Genomic DNA, 18828 nt, shown 5'->3' with positions numbered 1-18828 from the left:
ATTTTAGCTTTAATCTACTAATTTTGTAGGATAACAATTAATCCATTAAATATTAAAACTATGGCAACAATACGATTGGGCGACAAAGCCCCAGATTTCACGGCTGACAGTTCCGTAGGAATGATAAATTTATATGATTATCTCGGTGATAGCTGGGGTATTTTATTTTCACATCCTGCCGATTTCACCCCTGTATGTACTACCGAATTAGGTACCGCAGCAAAATTTAAGGATGATTTTGACAAACGAAACGTAAAAATGCTGGCTTTAAGTGTCGACGGTGCAGCATCACATAACGAATGGATAAAGGATATTAATGAAGTTGAGCAGACCAAAGTAAACTTTCCTATTATTGCTGATGAAGACAAAAAGGTTTCTGACCTGTATGATATGATTCACCCAAAAGCGAACGATAGTCTTACGGTACGTTCTGTGTTTATCATTGCACCCGATAAAACGGTTAAATTGATAATTACCTACCCTGCCTCGACAGGTCGTAATTTTCATGAACTTTTGCGTGTAATAGACTCGTTGCAGTTAACGGCTAATCATAAAGTGGCAACACCGGCCAACTGGAAAAATGGTGAAGATGTCGTAGTTAGCCCAGCGATAGCGACCGATGAAGCAAAACAGATGTTTTCTAAGGGTGTTAAAGAAATAAAGCCTTATTTAAGAATGACACCAGATCCGACCGCATAGCCGTTCAAGATAATAATTTATAAAACCTCCCTTGATTTAGGGAGGTTTTTTTATGCATTCTTTTTTCTTTTTGTCGTCCCAGACCTCTGCGACCTTAAGATTTTAAAATATTTGGCAAGAAAAGTGTAGCATTATTTTTAAATTGTAACAATTGATGTCGTCAATTTCAACACAAGTGCTTTCATGCAAAAACCACTATCACATAATTTTGTTTTAATTCTTATCGCCACCACTTTGGCAAGCTGTGTAAACCTAAAACATGTAGGCGAATTCTCTGAGTCTTCAATCGAAGGCATTGAAAAATTCAACACCTTATCCTATAGTTTTGCTAAAAACTGCACTGACGAATGTCTACATAAAAGTATCGCAGCGTTAAAAATACATAATCAAACCTGTCTATGTACTGCCGATAAAAAGGCCGATAGCATTACCGCATTGATTTACCATACCACTCGAGGATATTTCTATGGCCTTACCGATATCTCGAAAAATCAGCTTACCAATTACAATACCGATGAACTTACACAGACCTTGGCAACCGGTGAATTTGGTTCTTTGTCGCTAAAAGAGGCAGACGTCAAAGCATATTCCAGTATTTCTACCATAATACTCAGGGCGTTTACCGATGGCTACCGCAGAAAGAAAATAAAAGAATATGTAACACGGGCGAACGAACCCCTACAAACACTGCTTCATTTTCTAGACCTCAATCTCTCGGGCAACCTAATAGGAAAATTGGAAGTTCAAAAAAGTAGCATCAAAAGTTTCTATTTTGATTTGATAGCCAACACAGATCTATCGGTCTTTGAACGCACAAAGTTCACCGAAGATTACTATGAACAGATTGCAGCACTAACCGCTAAACAGGAAGAGCTTGCAATATATTCGGAAGTTTTAAAAACAATAGCCGACGGGCACAATGCCCTTTATAACAACATCAACAAACTAACCGAAGATGAGATAAAAGGGCAATTGGCAATACATGGCACTCAACTCAAAAACCTGGCCCACTCTTTTAACATTAATAAGTGATAGCTATGGGAAAATTGACTGCCGAACAAGTAAAACGCCTAGCTGATAATTTTGCACATATGGCCAATGCTTTGGGGAACTATCGTTATGAAAATTTTGAACGACTTACTAAAGAAAACAATCAGTTTCTAAAAGAGTTACATGCCAAAACATTGGCACATACTACAGAGCTCTATACACAATCTGCCATTTTGGTAATGGACGATGCCGCCTCTTCATTGGAACACATCGACTCGATTACTTTAGAGACGCAACAACTCTATAAAAAGCTGGTAGGGGTTCAAAAAATACTCGACAGGGCAACTTCGGTACTGACCCTAGCGTCTGCCATAATAAGTCTCGATACAAAGGAGATTACCAATTCAGTAAAAAAATTATTGACTCCGGAAAGTTAAAAACAAGCATCTAAATCTTAAAAAATCTCATTTTACCGATGATGTTGGCACCTAAACGATTAGACCAATATTTAAAATATGTATACGTAACTTCATCTTTACAGAAATATAACTTCCAAAAAATCACGCAATTAAAAAATTTAACACTATATTTGCCCTTTAATTTTTAATATTTAATTTTCTATTATGAGTAAAGGAACAGTAAAATTCTTCAATGATTCCAAAGGATATGGTTTTATTACTGAAGATGGTTCAAGCGAAGATCACTTTGTACACATTTCTGGTTTGATCGATGAAATTCGTGAAGGTGACGTTGTAGAATTTGAACTACAACAAGGTAAAAAAGGATTAAACGCCGTAAATGTGAAGGTAATTGACTAGGTACGCATAAACTTTTTTATAGTAAAACCCTGACTACAAAGTTGGGGTTTTTTTTGTGGTTATTTTTATATAATGTAGGAAATAAGATACTTTTTTGTAATTTTGTTCAACTTTCAACGCAACCTTTGAATAAATACACATCTACAAATAAAACAAAAACGTTTTCCCCGCGTTAACCAATTGATTAACCACTATAAACATGATAACTTTCTTTGGAGTACTTTTAGTTTTACTTGTAATCAATATCGTCTTATTGGTTGTAAGTGTACCCGCTAAAAAGAATCCCCGTTAATTTTCGGGGTGTAATCGATAAAAGGTAGGGTTTTTTACAGTTTTGTTGTTTTATAGGTAGATGGATAACCATCTCTTTGAAACCTCATAATATTCTTGGTATGCTCTCCTTTTTTGGTGTTCTCATATTTTTAGTAATCGTCAACATCCTTCTTCTCTTATTCAGTATGAAATCTTCGCGATAATATTCTGCTCGTATTTCCGCTACTCCAATACTATTCTTACAAATATCCTACTTCACAACACACAGATCCGTTTTGCCCGATTCTTAAAACTGGGGTACAAAAAAACCGTTTTGATGTATCAAAACGGTTGTTTAGTATAAATAGCCTAATAAATTTAGCCGACGTTCATCAATTCTACATCGAAAATTAACGTGGCATCCGGAGGAATAACCCCTCCTGCCCCAGCACTTCCATAAGCCAAATCTGAAGGAATGACAAAGCGGGCCTTATCCCCAACTTCCAAAAGCGAAATTCCTTCATCCCAACCACGTATTACTTGCCCAACACCCAGTTGAAAATCAATGGGCTGATTTCTCTTATAAGAAGAATCGAATACTTGTCCGTTTAATAAAGAACCCTCATAATGCACAGAAACCTTTTGGCCCTTTTCCGCTTTGGCACCGGTTCCTTTTTGAATGATCTTATAACGAAGCCCGCTTTCCGTTTCATCAAAACCCGCTGCAACCTTATCAAGTTCTGCAGCTTGTCTCGCTTTTTCTTTAGCCAATCGCTCTTTTCCCGAATTGGTAAATGTTTCGAAAGCCTTGTTGGCATCCCAGTTTTCAGCTTCCTCGCCTACACGTATAATTTCAAGAGACTCGATGGCATCACCCTGGGCTATGGCATCAACTACATCCTGACCTTTTTCGACATGCCCGAAAACACTATGCTTATTGTCTAACCAAGGTGTAGGCACATGTGTGATAAAAAACTGACTTCCGTTAGTTCCCGGCCCCGCGTTAGCCATTGATAATACACCTGGCACATCATGCTTTAGTTCGGGATGAAATTCATCATCGAATTTATAACCGGCATCTCCCGTTCCCGTTCCTTGAGGACATCCGCCTTGAACCATAAAATCAGGTATCACTCTATGAAATTTCAAACCATCGTAATAAGGTTCTCCTTTCGATTTTGCAGTATTTTCTTGATTACCCTCGGCAAGTGCCACAAAGTTACCTACCGTTCCCGGAGTTTTGTCATGGGTTAATTTCACCAAGATTTCCCCTTTCGAGGTATTGAATTTTGCGTAGATTCCGTCTTGCATTTTACTCATTTTTTGTGAGCAGCAAATATACAATTTTGTTCGGAGTTTGTGAGTTGAACACAGCGCGTTTTATAAAACCCCCAAGCGAACCAAAATAGCTCTACGACAGTATTTTCCAAGCTATTTAAAATTTAAAGAAACCTTAATAAGAAGAAAAAACTATTAACCCTTAATTTTTTTCTGAGGAACAATACCGTACTTGTCAAAAAGGTAAACTAGGCTTGCCATGGTGGCGGCTCCTAGTTCCAATTCGCGCTTGTTCACATGTTCAAAGGTATCATTTTCAGCATGATGATGATCAAAATAACGTTGTGAATCTGGTCGAAGGCCGGCCAAGACCATATCATCGTTCTTTAACGGACCAATATCGGCGCCGCTACCACCTTTTACAAATAAATGTATCAAATAGGGTTCAAAAAGTTCCTTCCAACCCTGCACCTTTTCAAAATTGGCGTCTGAACAGTCAAAAGAAAAGCCCCTAGGGGTAAAACCTCCAGCATCACTTTCCAAAGCAAAAATATGTTTCTCACCTTTTTCTTTTGCCAATTGGGCATACTTATTGCCCCCTCGTAATCCATTTTCCTCGTTCATGAACAAAACAACCCGCAATGTGCGTTGCGGCTTATAACCGGTCTTTTTTAATAAACGCAATACATCCATACTTTGCACACAACCGGCCCCATCGTCATGGGAACCATCTCCGAGATCCCAAGAATCTAAATGTCCGCCCACCATCATAATTTCCTCTGGATAGGTACTACCGCGTATTTCACCAACCACATTAAAAGACTGAACATCTTCTAACTGCCGACAGTTTTGTTTGAAATAAAATTTGGTATCAGGACTCAATTCAAGCGTAGCGCTCAACAAATTCGCTCCCTTCGTGCTGATTGCCGCAGCGGGAATTCGCTGGTTCACCGGAGTATCTCCATAGCTCATAGCTCCTGTATGCGGATAATCATCAAGCCGGAGACTCATAGACCTGACTATAACACCTACCGCCCCATATTTAGCCGCTTCCGCGGCACCTGAATACCTTTGGTCAACGCAACCAGAATACGCTGCATAGGTATTGATCAAGGTAGGATCCATAGGTCTATTATAGAAAACAATTTTTCCAGATATTTTAGCGTTACCCAATGCTTTTAACTCTTCGACCCCTTTTACTTCGATTACCTCCGCCTTCAATCCGCCTAGCGGTGTCGCAACAGAACCACCTAAAGCACAAATAGGAACATTCGTTGACAAGCCCGGTACAGTTTCAAAGTAAGCGAACTCGGGTGTTCCGCGTACCCATTTGGGCACCATAACGGGCTGCAGCCAAACCCGATCTAAACCCAGTGAATCTAATTGGGCCTTTGTGTAATCGACAGCTCGTTGGGCCTGTAGCGACCCTGAAAGCCTTCCTCCTATCTGATTTGACAGGTAATTCAACCAATCATAGGCCTTGCCTTCAGTCAATGCAGCTTCGTAAAGTGCTTTGATCTGTTTTTGATCTTCAATCTGTGCAATACCCGACCAGCAGGTCAAAAGAAATAAAAGAAATAGCTTCTTGATCATAGTGCTTTGGTTTCCAATTGTTGTTTATAGGTCTCCAAATTAGCTTTTATTTTTTCATCCAGTTCAGGTTCCGCTATATCTTTGTATTTTTTTAACGCTTCAAGCAAAATAGAAGCTACAATGACTCTCGCTTCTTTTTTATTATCTGCAGGAATTACAAACCAGGGGGCATGCGGTTTCGAAGTGCGGTTTATCGCATCCTCATAACAATTTTGATAGTCATCCCACAATTTACGTTCTTTCAGGTCTCCAGGGGAAAACTTCCAGTTTTTGCGTTTTAATGCCAACCTTCTGAGTAGTCTTTGCCGTTGCTCTTCTTTTGAAAGGTGTAGAAAAAACTTGAAGATGATAGTTCCATTTTCAGCCAAATGCCGTTCAAAATTATTGATCTGTTCAAAGCGCTTCCGCCAAAAACTTTCATCAATATCGGATACATTATGAATACCAGGAATATTCTCGCCCATAATATATTCAGGGTGTACCCTTGTCACCAAAACGTTTTCATAATGGGTACGATTGAACACACCGAACTTGCCCTTAGCGGGCAAGGCAATATAGTGGCGCCATAAATAATCGTGCTTACGCTCAAGTTCTGTGGGTACCTTAAAACTGTGTACAACAACACCCCTAACATTAAAATCTTTAAAGACCTCACGAATAAGACTATCCTTGCCGGCCGTATCCATTCCCTGAAGGCAGACAAGTACGCTGTATTTGGCATGGGCATAGAGTATATCTTGAAAATCACCAAGTTTTTCCCTAATAGCTTCGAGTTCTTTTTTAAGTTTTTTCTCAGATGCCTGTAAAGCGCCGGATGTAGGAGAATCAATCAACTTTATTGCTTTTTCGACCTTAAAATCGTTCAAATCTATATTCTTCATAGGTTGAAGATAAAATTTTTTACCGTTGAAATACATCAATGACCAAAAAAAAAGAGCCGTTCATCCTAACTACTATTCAGTTTATCCAAGTTTTTGCATTCCATGGGCGTTCCATCGAATAAATAGGGCGCGAGGTCAATGAATACCTACCTTTGTAGGGTAAATCGTCCCAGATTTTACATGTTAAATACAGTGCTATGCAGAAACATTTTGTTACGTTTTTCACGTTAGTCATTGCTATGGTCTTATTTTCTTCCTTTAGACCAAGCATTGCCTGCGACTATGTAAGGTCGAACATGGAATTTGTGAAAGATCAGACCGAAAAAGCTATAACCAAAGAAGATATAAATCAAGCGCACTTTTATACCTATAAGGCTTTAAAGGCCATTGAGAAGTCTAAAAAACAATTGGAAAGTTGCAGTTGCACATCTGCCACCAAAGCTATTGAAGATAGCCTCGAAAATCTTATCATGGCTACTAGAGCCAGTACTTCAGATAGTACCCGGCTCCTTTTAAACAGGGCACTTCAAACAATAGCGTACAGCCTAAAAGAACTTGAAGAACACGACCTTCACAAAGGCGAATATGATAATGATATTCTTGAAATGAATACAGTGTCGGAAGGAGAGCAGCCCGATAACTCTTACGAACCACTAGACCCTCGTACATACCAAGAGCGAATAGACGAATCTCTTAAGAAGTACCAAAAATCGATAAACCACGTCATCGAGACTGTCGATTGTAACAAGGCACGTGCCTTTGCGCAACGCATTTATGACAATTGTGAGCAAAAATTACTTACTGAAAACCTCTCCGAAGAAAAGAAATATTACAATTTAAAAACTAAGGAAATCACCAAGAATGCTTTAAATCAGTTAAAGGATTGTGTCGGGTCTTCGAAATAAAGCTTATTGAAAAGATTCTCTTTTCAGACAATTATCAGGTTACTTACTGGCAAATAACTTAACGTCTTCTTCACTAACTTCATTACCACCCAAAATAATCAGGCGTTCGACCACATTTCTTAATTCCCGTATATTTCCTGTCCAATCATAGCCTTTTAAGAGTGTAATTGCCTTATCAGAGAATGTTTTGGAAGGCATGCCTTGCTCCGAAATAATCTTTTTAGTGAAATGTGTTATCAACAAGGGAATATCATCACGGCGATCGTTCAATGCGGGAACTTTTATCAAAATAACAGCCAACCTATGATAAAGGTCTTCACGAAAACGGCCTTCATCTATTTCCTTTTTTAAATCTTTATTGGTCGCCGCTATCACACGCACATCTACCTTGATATCTTTATCGGAACCAACCCTGGAAATCTTGTTCTCTTGTAAGGCCCGAAGCACTTTGGCCTGTGCAGAAAGGCTCATATCTCCTATTTCATCAAGAAAAATAGTGCCCTTATTCGCTGTTTCAAACTTTCCGGAACGATCTTTAACCGCAGAAGTATAAGCTCCTTTGACGTGCCCGAACAACTCACTCTCTATCAGTTCTGATGGTATGGCCGCGCAATTGACCTCAACAAACGGCCCACTACTACGCTGACTTTTTTCATGAAGCCAATGCGCTACCAGTTCCTTACCGGTACCGTTAGATCCCGTTATCAAAACTCTAGCATCAGTGGGTGCTACCTTCTCTATCATTTCTTTGATGACCGTGATTTCTGAACTGTCACCGATCATTTCGTAATTTTTACTAACCTTTTTCTTTAAAATCTTGTTTTCAACTACAAGCTCTTTACGATCAAGGGCATTTCGAACAGTGGTCAATAGGCGATTAAGATCAGGTGGTTTTGAAATATAATCAAATGCACCCAATCGCATGGTATTCACAGCCGTATCAAGATCACCGTGACCGGAAATCATGATAAACGGAATTTCCGGTTTGATCTTGCGCGCTGCTTCCAGCACTTCGACACCGTCCATTTTTGGCATCTTAATATCACATAAGACAAGGTCAAAATCATTATTTTTAATGGTTTCCAATCCTTTTAGACCATCTTCTGCTTCTTCCACCGAATAAACCTCGTTTTCTTCCGAAAGAATTTTCACCAATACTCTTCTAATGGCCGCCTCATCTTCAATTACCAAAATTTTTGACATAATTCTAATTTAAAGTCCTATTCTAAACCCAGTTCTGAAATAAAACCCGGGGTCATCGTTCAATGTAAAAATATCATTTCTATCGATATCCCTCAATACTCCAGCTTGAAACAAGGTATGCCCTGCAAATGCATATATCGACATTACTTTGGTAAAGTTATAGGAATACCCTAATGTAACCAAAGCGGCAGATGAAGAAATCGACGATGCAAAACCGGCATCGGGCAAGGTATAGGTGTTCTGCAGGTTCACATAATATCCATCTAAAATAAATTCCGTCTGTAATATATGCTTTTGCTTGTAGTGATATTTCATACCCGTTTTTGGGGCCCCTACAACATACGTCCAATTGGGATGGAATCTTTTTTCAAAATAAACAACGGGCAAAGGGATTCGCAAGGCAACTGTCGAATTATAAGCCAAGCCAAGTACCAATCGTGTCGGTTTCTCAAGGTCTTGTCTATCTCTAAAAGCTCCGACCGTTGCATTTAAAGAAACATCGCCATTTTCCAACCTATTGGTCAATGTTGATGACAATCGGGGTGTAATCACGCCGATAAATCTCCAGTCTTTGTTATATTTCAATACATAGGCCAAATTAAAATCTACGATATAGAAATGATTCGGACCCTCTTGTTCGCCAAGTGTTATATCATTTCGTTGTAAATCGTAGGCTAAACGATTGTACTCGCCGCCGATAATGATAGCATTCGAATCTTTAACCTTTATAGGCATATTGGCCACCAATTTTATCCGTGACAATTCAACATCGGAATCATTTCTGGGCATCAACATATACTCTAATCTAAAAACGTCCGGCGTTTGAGCTAGGCCAAAGGCGCCAATAAAGAGTAACAAAAAAAAACAGCCGTGACTCAATCGTCTCCTAATCCCCATTCTTTTGTTGCGTTTTCGACCCTGCTGTGTTGAAAAGGACTGTGCTGATAAACATGCACATCTCTTTGAGGGAAGGGTATACTTATATTGTTATCTCTGAACTCAGCGTCAATTTTATATCTCATTTGACTTTTTATTCCAGGAGCCCCAAAACTATTGGTTATAAAAAAATTAAGGGAAAACAGAAGCGCCGAATCTCCAAAATCATCGAATTGCACGAATGCCTTTGGGCTTTTGAGAACATCGTCATTACTTTCAGCTATTTCCTCTAGAATTCGAGTCACCTTTGCAACATCGCTCCCATAGGCAACCCCGATTTTCAAAGATTCCCTTGTAATATTATGATTTTGGGTATAGTTGTAAATGCTATCTGTTAAAAACACATGGTTGGGTATAATAATAACCTTATCATCCCGTGTCAAAGCTCTAGTCGTTCGCAATCGGATTTCGAATACCCGACTTACTTTATTATCAATCTCAATTACATCACCGACATGTAACGATTGATCTAAAATTATCAGGATACCCGAAATGATATCTTGAAAAAGGTACTGAAGGGCAAAACCCAAACCCACGAACAGCGCCGCAGATGCCGTCAGCAGAACCGTAAGATTGACTCCTGAAGCATGAAGCACGGTAACAACAATAAGTATATAGAGTAAGTACTTGAGAAAGTTAAAAATACTTACGAACTTATTTTTATCGGCTTCGGGTAGTTTTGCCGTAACAAATTTATGGACCAACCGAAGTACGTACGTTACGACAATCAATACAATAATTATGGTCAACAATGTACCAATGGTAATGTCGATATTATCGGTATCGATAATTCTGCGTGAAAGGAACCTGTTTACTGCAGACATTATGTCTTTAAAATACTCCATATCAATATTTTAACCACCTAAGCAGTTCTTTGTAAGTTGGTTTTTTACCGTACATTAGAATACCTACCCTGTAGATTTTGGCTGCTAACCAAACAATACCAATAAAAGTACCTACTAACAAGAGTATAGAGGTAATCACTTGCCAAATGGGAACACCACTTTCACCGATGCCTCCTGGTAGGCGCATAAGCATCACGATAGGAGAGGTCAATGGAAAAAGTGAAAAACCTACTGCAATCGGACCATGGGGGTTGCTGAAAACGGAAAAGAATCCTACATAAATGGCCAACATTAAAGGTAGAATTATAGGAAATATAAACTGTTGCGTATCCGTCTCATTGTCAACTGCCGCCCCAATAGCCGCATATATCGAGCTGTAAATTAAATATCCCAAAATGAAATATATAATAAAAAAGCTAATTAACATCACCCATGGAATCTGAAACAGTTCTTGAGCGTATAATTGTATCGTTTGATCGGCCGCAGGAACAGGTGGCGTCATTCCGACAACCATGTTGGCAGTATTTGGGGTATTATTCAAAGCGGTTGGATCGATATCGAAAATCGAGGAGGCCACCAGTAACAGTAATATGCCCGAAACAATCCATATTACAAACTGGGTGATGCCTGCCAATGAAGTACCTATAATCTTGCCCAACATCAATTGAAAAGGTTTAACCGAAGAAATAATCACTTCAATAATCCTGCTGGTTTTTTCTTCAATAACGCTACGCATTACAAACCCGCCATAAATGATAATAAACATCATAATAAGATAGCCGAAACCACCGCCGATAAATGCCTTGATCTCGTTGATGCCCTTTAAGTTTGTTTGCCCTGCAAAAGTGGCGGTTTTAAGCTCAAAACTACTATCCATAGTGGCAAATTCTTCTGCCGAGACCCCAAGTTCTTGAAGCCTTCTTTTTCGCAATCTTTCTTGAAAAATACTTTCTATACGATCGAGTACAGAAGTGCTCGGTGCTTCTTTGGTATAAAAAAAGGAAGTGTTGGTTACCATCTTCAAGTCATTCCCTTTGGGAATATGGAGCAGTCCGTAAAAACCCATGCGCTCCGTAGAATCTTTGGCAACCTGTAATGAAGTGTTGTCAAAACGGACAAAGGATACGCTTTCGGTAGGGTTAAAGTCCGTTGCAAAATAGTCGCTTTCGTTTAGCAGCCCGATAACCCTTTTTTCATTATCGTTAATTTTAGTCAGATAGGCTATAAGTACTACCATACCAACCATCAAAATAGGACTGAGAAATGTCATCACAACAAAAGATTTGTTTCTGACTTTTGCCAAATATTCCCTTTTAATTATTAAAGGCAGCTTATTCATGAATACCCTTGTTTTTAACCGTTTGAATAAATATCTCGTTAGCCGAAGGTATCGTTTCCAAATATAAATTGACATTCGCCCTATTCGATAAATACGACAGCATTTCACCAGAATCACTAGAGGGTAATTGCACTGTAAAATCTAACTGTCTTTCTTTTGAGTCATATGTCGATGTGGCGATTTCGAATTTCTCTATCAGCTCTTTTAAAAGTTCTTCACCATTATCAACCTCTAAACCTACTTTAAAAATATTTCTTTTATAAGCCTTTTTAATCTCGGAGAGCTTTCCGGCCAGTATTTTTTCAGATTCATGCAGCAACGCAATATGTTCACATAACTCTTCTACCGACTCCATGCGATGCGTAGAGAATATAATGGAGGTACCATTTTCTTTCAGTTTGAGAATTTCATCCTTAATAATATTGGCGTTAATAGGGTCAAAACCACTAAAGGGTTCATCAAAAATAAGAAGTTTAGGCTCGTGAAGAATGGTAACTATAAATTGGATTTTTTGAGCCATCCCCTTTGAAAGCTCTTGTATCTTTTTATTCCACCAATCTCCAATATCCAAGCGTTCGAACCAAAATTTCAATCTTTTCTTGGCTTCCGCCTTACTTAATCCTTTTAGTTGGGCCAAATACAAAGCCTGCTCGCCGACTTTCATACTTTTATACAATCCTCTTTCTTCGGGCAAATACCCGATCATGGCAATATGTTGGGGGCGTAGTAGTTCCCCATCAAAAAAAACTTTACCGCTATCGGGAAAGGTAATTTGATTGATGATACGGATGAGAGTCGTTTTTCCCGCCCCATTGGGACCTAAGAGTCCGTAAATACTATTTTTGGGGATTTCTAAGGAAACCTTATTGAGAGCGATATGCTTGCCAAATCGTTTGGTAACCTCTTCCGCGACCAAAATGTTGTTCATGTAAGCAATTTTGCCAAAGATATGTAAATGCTTTAAAAAGCCTTTCGCTTTTCGAATATATGTTATGCCTACCCTAGGTTACAAAAGAGGAATCAAGGCCTCTATATTTTTAATTTTAGGTAATCAGATAAACTGCGATTTTTCCGGGCAACGGGTTCAATAAAATATCGACAAATGGAAAGTAGAAAACGACCTCAATTAATTTAAAGCAAATCGTGTAAACTTACCTCAATCGCTTAATTTTCGATGCTTCTACTTTACACTGAAAATTATCAAAAAAGCAAAACCCACCCTTAAAAATTTAAGGATGGGAAAAAAATTGCTATGAAAAAGAAAATTAATATTGGTTTCCCAATATTAAATCAAATATACGTTTTTTATTTAAAATCAAAATAATATTGCCTAAGAGAACATATCCTTCACTTTTTCGAAGAAAGATTTGTCTGATTTCTCGGGTTTAGGTTCAAAGTTTTCATTGCCGTTCATGCGTTCAAAAAACTCTTTTTGTTCTTTGTTCAGCTCCTTTGGCGTCCATACATTTACATGCACCAACAAATCACCACTTCCATAGCCATTAATACTGGAAATACCTTTACCACGCAAACGTAAAATCTTACCGGATTGAATGCCCGACTCCAATTTTATTCTAACCTTACCTCCTACGGCATCAATTTCTTTTGAAGTTCCTAATACAGCTTCAGAAATACTGACGTACAAGTCGTAGTGCAGGTTGTCACCTTCCCTTTTCAAGGTATTGTGATCCTTCGTTTCAATTGCCACCAATAAATCACCGGGAACACTATTTCCCGGAGCTTCATTTCCTTTACCAGGCACTTTCAGCTGCATGCCCTCTTCAACACCGGCAGGAATCTTAATCGAAACCGTTTCTTCTTCGACGCGTAAGCCTTGGGCATCCGCATCTCCAGGACGTTTATCTAGAATTTCACCACTACCCCCGCAAGCACTACATGTAGTAGCGGTTTGCATTCGACCCAATATCGTGTTGGTGATTTTTGTAACCTGACCTCTACCGCCACAAGTACCACATGTTTTATAAGTAACACCGTCAGCCTGAACTTTTCTTCGGACCTTTACTTTCTTTTCAACACCATTAGCTACTTCTTCCAGTGTCAATTTTACGCGAATTCTTAGATTGCTCCCTTTCACCCTTCGCTGGCCACCGCCACCGAAGCCTCCAAAGCCACTAAATCCGCCTCCGCCTCCGAAAGCACTTCCAAAAATATCACCAAACTGGCTGAAAATGTCATCCATATTCATGCCGCCACCGCCAAAACCGCCAGCTCCTTCAAAGGCCGCATGGCCAAACTGATCATAACGGGCCTTTTTATCGGCATTGCTCAAAACCTCATAGGCTTCGGCAGATTTTTTGAACATCTCTTCAGACTTGGTGTTTCCCGGATTCTTATCAGGGTGGTGCTCCAATGCCTTTTTCCTATAGGCCTTTTTTATTTCTGCAGCAGTGGCATTTTTACTTATGCCCAGTATGTCATAATAGTCTTCCTTCATTCCGCTATTTTAATTTCCGACCACCACTTTAGGGTGACGAATGATTCTGTCGCCCAATTTAAAGCCCTTCTCAACGACATCAATTATCTTTCCTTTAAGCTTTTTACTAGGAGCAGGAATTTGCGTAATAGCATCGTGAATCTCTGCATCAAAGACATCGCCTTGCCCTACTTCCACTTCTTCCAAACCTTTTGATTTGAGCGTTTCCCTGAATTTCACCCTAATAAGCTCAACCCCTTTGAACATCTCTTTGTCTTCTGACTTAGCAAGTTCTTTAAGCGCACGGTCAAAATCGTCTAAAACAGGCAATAAGCTCACAATAACTTCTTGTCCTGCGGTTTTGAACAAATCCATACGTTCTTTGGAAGTACGTCTTTTATAATTCTCGAATTCGGCAAAAAGCCTTAAAAATTTATCTTTTTCTTTTCCGAGTTCTTCTTGAAGTTTCTCCTCCTCAGACCTTTCGTCTTGTTCTTCCATACCATTTGCAGTATGTTCAGTTGACTCCTCCGCCTTAGATTCCTCTTCGGAAAATACGTCTTCTATATCTTCTGCTTTACTTTCTTTGCTCATTTAATACAAGTTTAAATACACCATTTTCAGACGGCAAAAGTACTGCCAATTCTTCAAAAATGTCATAATGTCACCAAACTTTAAAAAAAAATCCGCCAATGGCGGATATAAAAATTAAAATTAGAATGTCGCTTTTAAGATATATATTCTTTCGTACCTACCGAATTCGATAGTGCTGCCGCTTCATTTCGATAAATTTCCTCAAGGGCACGACAAATATTCTGATATTCAAAAACAAAACCCTCTTCTTCGATTTTTTTACTACTTACGCGTTGGCTTGCCAACAATAAATAAGACATTTTACCGAGTAGTATTTTTAAAACAATCTTTGGTATTTTTGGAATAAGAAGGGGTTTATCCAATACTTTCGCAATCTCTTTCACCAGTTTCATATTGGAAACCGGATTGGGACCGACGCCATTGTATACCCCTTTGAGCTCGTTCTCTACTACGTATAAAAAAATACGAGCTAAATCTGATATATGTATCCATGACTGCCATTGTTCACCACTACCTATTGGTGCCCCTACGTAATTTTTTATTGGTTTCGCCATTTCAGGCAATGCACCTCCTTTTAAAGACATTACCAAACCTATGCGTACTTTTGAAACTTTCAGGTCAAATTTCTTAAAAGCATCTACTTCGTTTTCCCAAACCTGTACAACCTCACCTAAGAAACTATCATCTACCTGCTTTTCAGTTTCAACATAATAGCTGTCAAATGAGTGCGGATACACACCAATAGCGGATGCCGACACCAAGGAAACAATTTGGCTGGCATCAATTTTCTGAAGACCATCGTGTAATGTTCTTAACGAATTGACCCTACTTCTAATTATCCTATTTCGATTTCTGGGCGTCCACCTTTTTGAAATGGTAGATCCTGCCAAATTGATAATAGCAGTTACATCTTTAAAGCATTGTAAATCGATTTCACCTCGATCCGGTTTCCAGAGAAACCCTTGGTAATTTTCGCGTGAGACCACTTTTTCAGAACGGGTCGTCAAGTAATTCACATAAATATTACGCTCGTGACACAAGCGAACTATTTCGCTACCTACTAACCCCGTTGCTCCTGTAATCAATACCCTCATGTATCAAAAGTAGGGGTTTTAGGCTCGGAATACTTCAGGTTTAATTTCGATTTAACAATGTTCTTTAAACTTGTGTTAATTTCTATAGGTTTCGTGACAAATATTTAACTTTTAGCCATGGAAAAACCTCATTTAGTGGCGCGAAGCATTTCTCGTTTACCTGGTGGGCCCGGTAGTCTTTCAACGGTAAAACCAACTGCTTGCATCGCTCGGCGAACACTACCTTTTGCCGCATAAGTAACCAGAACACCATCTTTGACCGTAGCCTGATACATTTTAAAAAAAACAGCTTCGGTCCAAAGGTCAGGCTGAACCCGTGCACCAAAAGCGTCGAAATATATAAGGTCATATTCATTTTTGACATCGATTGCCTTGAAATCTTTTTGCTCTTTACACAGTATAAATTCATCACTGATTTTCACTTCTTTCTCCCATTCGGAAGAATGCATTTTCAAGAAAATATCGGTAAATTCTTCAGCCTTCAATTCAATATCATAATTCAGGGCCTTAAGCTCTATTTCTGTAACAGGATAAAGCTCGACCCCAGTATAGCTCACCTTCAGACCTGTTTTTCTAGCTTCTAGAAAGGTGATGAACGCATTGAGCCCTGTACCGAAGCCAACTTCCAGAATAGACAAGTTGCGGTTATGGAAAAGGGAAAGTCCATGTTTGACAAATACATGATAAGCTTCTTGAACAGCGCCATGTTTCGAGTGATATTGCTCGTTCCACTCTTTGATATGAATGGTCTTCGAACCATCTCCGGTAGTAATTATCTCTCGCTCCACCCCTACTTTTTTAAAAGAACTCCATTAGCCTCAAAACCGTACATTTTTTTTGCTTTGGTAATTTGGGCAATTTCCGATTCAGACTTTCCTGCATCCCTTGCATAATGTTTTTGATCAGCTACCGTCATTTCTTCCACGAAGGCCAATCCATTAACGATTACCATTTTTCCCGTAATATCTTTTGGCATAAAAAATCCGTAGTCCTTAAAACGTACCATAGTTGTAGAACTATCATTTAGCTTCAATCGCATCCAGCAACCTTTTGCTTGACAAACATCGAGTACTTGGCCTAAAAACTTAGTCGCCACGGTATCGTTTACAGCCATAAATGTATATTTTCTAGACATCATAGCGCTTGAAATATGCGCATCTGCTTGTATTTTCTCGCCGAAAGAAGAAAAACCGGCCGTTATGTGCGATGGGTTTGTTAAGGCTTTCTTTGTTTCTTGTGCTTCACAAGAGAAAAAAATTACCAAAACAAGCAGGAAAATATTAAAATCTCTCATATACCGTGAAATTTATGCAACTACTACAAAACTGGGCAATTTTGAACGAAAAAAGAAGAACTAGTTGTCATAATTAATTAATTTTAATCTTTTAAATTTAATTACCATGGATACTACCACACTAAAAGTTTTAGTTGAGCAGGCCGAGACATCGAAAATCGGTCAAGTTGATTTTGATAATCTATCTTTCGGAAACGTATTTACAGATCATATGTTGGTCTGTGATTACCGAAACGGTGTGTGGGAAATGCCAAAAGTGGTACCCTATCAACCTATCAGCTTAGAGCCCTCGGCCAAGATTTTTCATTACGGTCAATCTATTTTCGAAGGAATGAAAGCCTACAAAGACACTGATGGTGCTACTTGGCTTTTTAGACCCTTGGAAAATCAGAAAAGATTGAATATTTCAGCACATCGAATGGCCATCCCCGAATTGCCGGAAGAGTATTTTATGGAAGGCTTGAAAACCTTGCTTCGAATTGATGAACAATGGATTCCGACAGCTGAAGGGAGCTCTCTTTATATTAGGCCATTTATGTTGGCTTCGGGAACGGGCTTTCATGCCTCACCTGCCAATGAATTCAAATTCATTATTGCATGTGCGCCTTCAGGATCCTACTTTTCAGGAAAGGTCAAGGTTTTGATAGAAGAAAAGTACTCACGTTCAGCCAATGGCGGTGTTGGCTTTGCCAAAGCTGGCGGCAATTATGCAGGACAATTTTACCCTACAAAATTAGCAAACGAGAAAGGATACCAGCAGGTTATTTGGACAGATGACAATAACCACGAGTATATCGAAGAAGCAGGCGCTATGAATATTTTCATTCGAATCAATGACACCTTGATAACAGGACCCACGAGCGACCGTATACTAGATGGCATAACCCGCAAGAGTATATTGGACATTGCAAAAGACGAAGGCATCCCTGTTGAAGTTAGAAAAATTACAGTGAACGAGGTTGTTGAAGCTTCAAAGAGCGGAACATTAAAAGAAATGTTCGGGGCCGGTACCGCTGCAGTTGTCTCGCCTATAGCTAGTTTTGGATATAGAGATGTTGACTATGACCTTCCTGAACTATCGAACAGCTATGCAGCTAGATTGAAAAAACGCATTACAGATATCCAATATAACAAAGCGGAGGATAAATTTGGATGGCGTCACAGGGTATAGTTCTTATCAATAGAATTTATTACACCCTTATAAATTCTATCGGCAAAATACCGCAACAATAAAAAAGCACCCAATTGGGTGCTTTTTTATTTAAAACTAATTTTACTCAAGACTATTTATCTAAAACACCTTGGATATCAGGCTTAAAATAGTTTGGGCCCTTCAATACCTTACCATCCTCTCGATAAATAGGTTTGCCGTCAGCACCCAATTTACTCATATTGCTACGTTGTATTTCTTCAAAAACCTCCTCAATCTTATACTGCATGCCATGCTCCAATATCGTTCCGCAAAGAATGTAAAGCATATCGCCAAGAGCATCTGCTACTTCAATCAAATCATTATTGTTCGCAGCCTCAAAATATTCTTTATTTTCCTCATCCATAAGATTAAACCGCAACAGATTCTTATCACTACCTAAACTGGCCTTCATTTTTTCTGACACTCCCAATCCGAACGATTTATGAAAAATCTCTACAGCTGCAATCTTTTGCTTCATTTT

General features: G+C 39.0%; 20 protein-coding genes. 6 read left to right on the top strand and 14 right to left on the bottom strand.

Annotation, left to right across the window (positions count from 1 at the left end):
• The first annotated feature begins 60 nt into the window (after nucleotides 1–60).
• The 4 genes from AACZ88_RS08345 (at nucleotide 61) to AACZ88_RS08330 (ending at nucleotide 2507) form a co-directional block, all read left to right on the top strand.
• Nucleotides 61–699 (top strand): peroxiredoxin, encoded by a 639-nt coding sequence (locus tag AACZ88_RS08345; protein ID WP_339708843.1) that lies wholly within the window; start codon nucleotides 61–63, stop codon nucleotides 697–699.
• A 183-nt stretch (nucleotides 700–882) separates the two neighbouring features.
• On the top strand, nucleotides 883–1731 hold the full coding sequence (locus AACZ88_RS08340) for a hypothetical protein (RefSeq protein WP_339708841.1): 849 nt from the start codon (nucleotides 883–885) through the stop codon (nucleotides 1729–1731).
• Nucleotides 1732–1736: 5 nt separating this feature from the next.
• On the top strand, nucleotides 1737–2126 hold the full coding sequence (locus AACZ88_RS08335) for a hypothetical protein (RefSeq protein ID WP_339708839.1): 390 nt from the start codon (nucleotides 1737–1739) through the stop codon (nucleotides 2124–2126).
• Between the two features lie 186 nt (nucleotides 2127–2312).
• Complete coding sequence (locus AACZ88_RS08330; protein ID WP_089895197.1) at nucleotides 2313–2507, top strand: cold shock domain-containing protein; 195 nt, start codon at nucleotides 2313–2315, stop codon at nucleotides 2505–2507.
• 630 nt (nucleotides 2508–3137) lie between these two features.
• Here the strand turns inward: AACZ88_RS08330 and AACZ88_RS08325 are convergent.
• The 3 genes from AACZ88_RS08325 to AACZ88_RS08315 form a co-directional block, all read right to left on the bottom strand.
• Nucleotides 3138–4070, bottom strand: a complete 933-nt coding sequence (locus AACZ88_RS08325) for a peptidylprolyl isomerase (protein WP_339708833.1) — start codon at nucleotides 4068–4070, stop codon at nucleotides 3138–3140.
• A gap of 162 nt (nucleotides 4071–4232) precedes the next feature.
• Nucleotides 4233–5630 carry a M28 family peptidase gene (locus AACZ88_RS08320; protein ID WP_339708831.1) on the bottom strand — a complete coding sequence of 466 codons (1398 nt, stop codon included), beginning with the start codon at nucleotides 5628–5630 and terminating at the stop codon, nucleotides 4233–4235.
• Nucleotides 5627–6511 (bottom strand): PPK2 family polyphosphate kinase, encoded by an 885-nt coding sequence (locus AACZ88_RS08315; protein ID WP_339708829.1) that lies wholly within the window; start codon nucleotides 6509–6511, stop codon nucleotides 5627–5629. Before AACZ88_RS08315 ends, AACZ88_RS08320 begins: the two co-directional genes overlap by 4 nt.
• Nucleotides 6512–6708: 197 nt before the next feature.
• Between AACZ88_RS08315 and AACZ88_RS08310 the strand changes: the two genes are divergently transcribed.
• Nucleotides 6709–7416 (top strand): hypothetical protein, encoded by a 708-nt coding sequence (locus AACZ88_RS08310; RefSeq protein ID WP_339708827.1) that lies wholly within the window; start codon nucleotides 6709–6711, stop codon nucleotides 7414–7416.
• Between the two features lie 39 nt (nucleotides 7417–7455).
• Here AACZ88_RS08310 and AACZ88_RS08305 read toward each other — a convergent pair whose 3' ends face one another.
• The 10 genes from AACZ88_RS08305 to AACZ88_RS08260 all read right to left on the bottom strand — a co-directional run bounded on the left by AACZ88_RS08305 (nucleotide 7456) and on the right by AACZ88_RS08260 (nucleotide 17155).
• Nucleotides 7456–8619 carry a sigma-54 dependent transcriptional regulator gene (locus AACZ88_RS08305; RefSeq protein WP_339708825.1) on the bottom strand — a complete coding sequence of 388 codons (1164 nt, stop codon included), beginning with the start codon at nucleotides 8617–8619 and terminating at the stop codon, nucleotides 7456–7458.
• Between the two features lie 9 nt (nucleotides 8620–8628).
• Nucleotides 8629–9516 carry a DUF6268 family outer membrane beta-barrel protein gene (locus tag AACZ88_RS08300; protein ID WP_339708823.1) on the bottom strand — a complete coding sequence of 296 codons (888 nt, stop codon included), beginning with the start codon at nucleotides 9514–9516 and terminating at the stop codon, nucleotides 8629–8631.
• Nucleotides 9495–10400, bottom strand: a complete 906-nt coding sequence (locus AACZ88_RS08295; protein ID WP_339708821.1) for a mechanosensitive ion channel domain-containing protein — start codon at nucleotides 10398–10400, stop codon at nucleotides 9495–9497. Before AACZ88_RS08295 ends, AACZ88_RS08300 begins: the two co-directional genes overlap by 22 nt.
• A gap of 1 nt (nucleotide 10401) precedes the next feature.
• The gene (locus AACZ88_RS08290) at nucleotides 10402–11739 is read right to left on the bottom strand and encodes an ABC transporter permease (RefSeq protein WP_339708819.1); all 1338 of its coding nucleotides are present in this window, start codon (nucleotides 11737–11739) and stop codon (nucleotides 10402–10404) included.
• Complete coding sequence (locus tag AACZ88_RS08285; RefSeq protein WP_339708817.1) at nucleotides 11732–12667, bottom strand: ATP-binding cassette domain-containing protein; 936 nt, start codon at nucleotides 12665–12667, stop codon at nucleotides 11732–11734. The genes AACZ88_RS08290 and AACZ88_RS08285 overlap by 8 nt, the downstream gene beginning before the upstream one ends.
• Before the next feature lie 402 nt (nucleotides 12668–13069).
• Nucleotides 13070–14194 carry a molecular chaperone DnaJ gene (gene dnaJ / locus AACZ88_RS08280; RefSeq protein WP_339708815.1) on the bottom strand — a complete coding sequence of 375 codons (1125 nt, stop codon included), beginning with the start codon at nucleotides 14192–14194 and terminating at the stop codon, nucleotides 13070–13072.
• Nucleotides 14195–14203: 9 nt separating this feature from the next.
• Nucleotides 14204–14767: a nucleotide exchange factor GrpE gene (locus tag AACZ88_RS08275; RefSeq protein ID WP_339708813.1), complete on the bottom strand. Its 564-nt coding sequence runs from the start codon at nucleotides 14765–14767 to the stop codon at nucleotides 14204–14206.
• A 134-nt stretch (nucleotides 14768–14901) separates the two neighbouring features.
• Complete coding sequence (locus AACZ88_RS08270) at nucleotides 14902–15861, bottom strand: TIGR01777 family oxidoreductase (protein ID WP_339708811.1); 960 nt, start codon at nucleotides 15859–15861, stop codon at nucleotides 14902–14904.
• A 128-nt stretch (nucleotides 15862–15989) separates the two neighbouring features.
• Nucleotides 15990–16649 carry a tRNA (5-methylaminomethyl-2-thiouridine)(34)-methyltransferase MnmD gene (mnmD, locus tag AACZ88_RS08265; protein ID WP_339708809.1) on the bottom strand — a complete coding sequence of 220 codons (660 nt, stop codon included), beginning with the start codon at nucleotides 16647–16649 and terminating at the stop codon, nucleotides 15990–15992.
• A gap of 2 nt (nucleotides 16650–16651) precedes the next feature.
• Nucleotides 16652–17155 (bottom strand): DUF4920 domain-containing protein, encoded by a 504-nt coding sequence (locus tag AACZ88_RS08260; protein WP_339708807.1) that lies wholly within the window; start codon nucleotides 17153–17155, stop codon nucleotides 16652–16654.
• A gap of 106 nt (nucleotides 17156–17261) precedes the next feature.
• Between AACZ88_RS08260 and AACZ88_RS08255 the strand changes: the two genes are divergently transcribed.
• Complete coding sequence (locus tag AACZ88_RS08255) at nucleotides 17262–18326, top strand: branched-chain amino acid aminotransferase (protein ID WP_339708805.1); 1065 nt, start codon at nucleotides 17262–17264, stop codon at nucleotides 18324–18326.
• 112 nt (nucleotides 18327–18438) lie between these two features.
• On the opposite strand, the gene AACZ88_RS08250 is transcribed toward AACZ88_RS08255, so the two are convergent.
• Nucleotides 18439–18825: a nucleoside triphosphate pyrophosphohydrolase family protein gene (locus AACZ88_RS08250; protein WP_339708803.1), complete on the bottom strand. Its 387-nt coding sequence runs from the start codon at nucleotides 18823–18825 to the stop codon at nucleotides 18439–18441.
• Between the last annotated feature and the right edge of the window lie 3 nt (nucleotides 18826–18828).

It is taken from the genome of uncultured Kriegella sp., from assembly GCF_963975415.1.
In the GTDB taxonomy this organism is placed as follows: domain Bacteria; phylum Bacteroidota; class Bacteroidia; order Flavobacteriales; family Flavobacteriaceae; genus Kriegella.
This window is presented reverse-complemented; position numbering and strand designations above follow the sequence as displayed.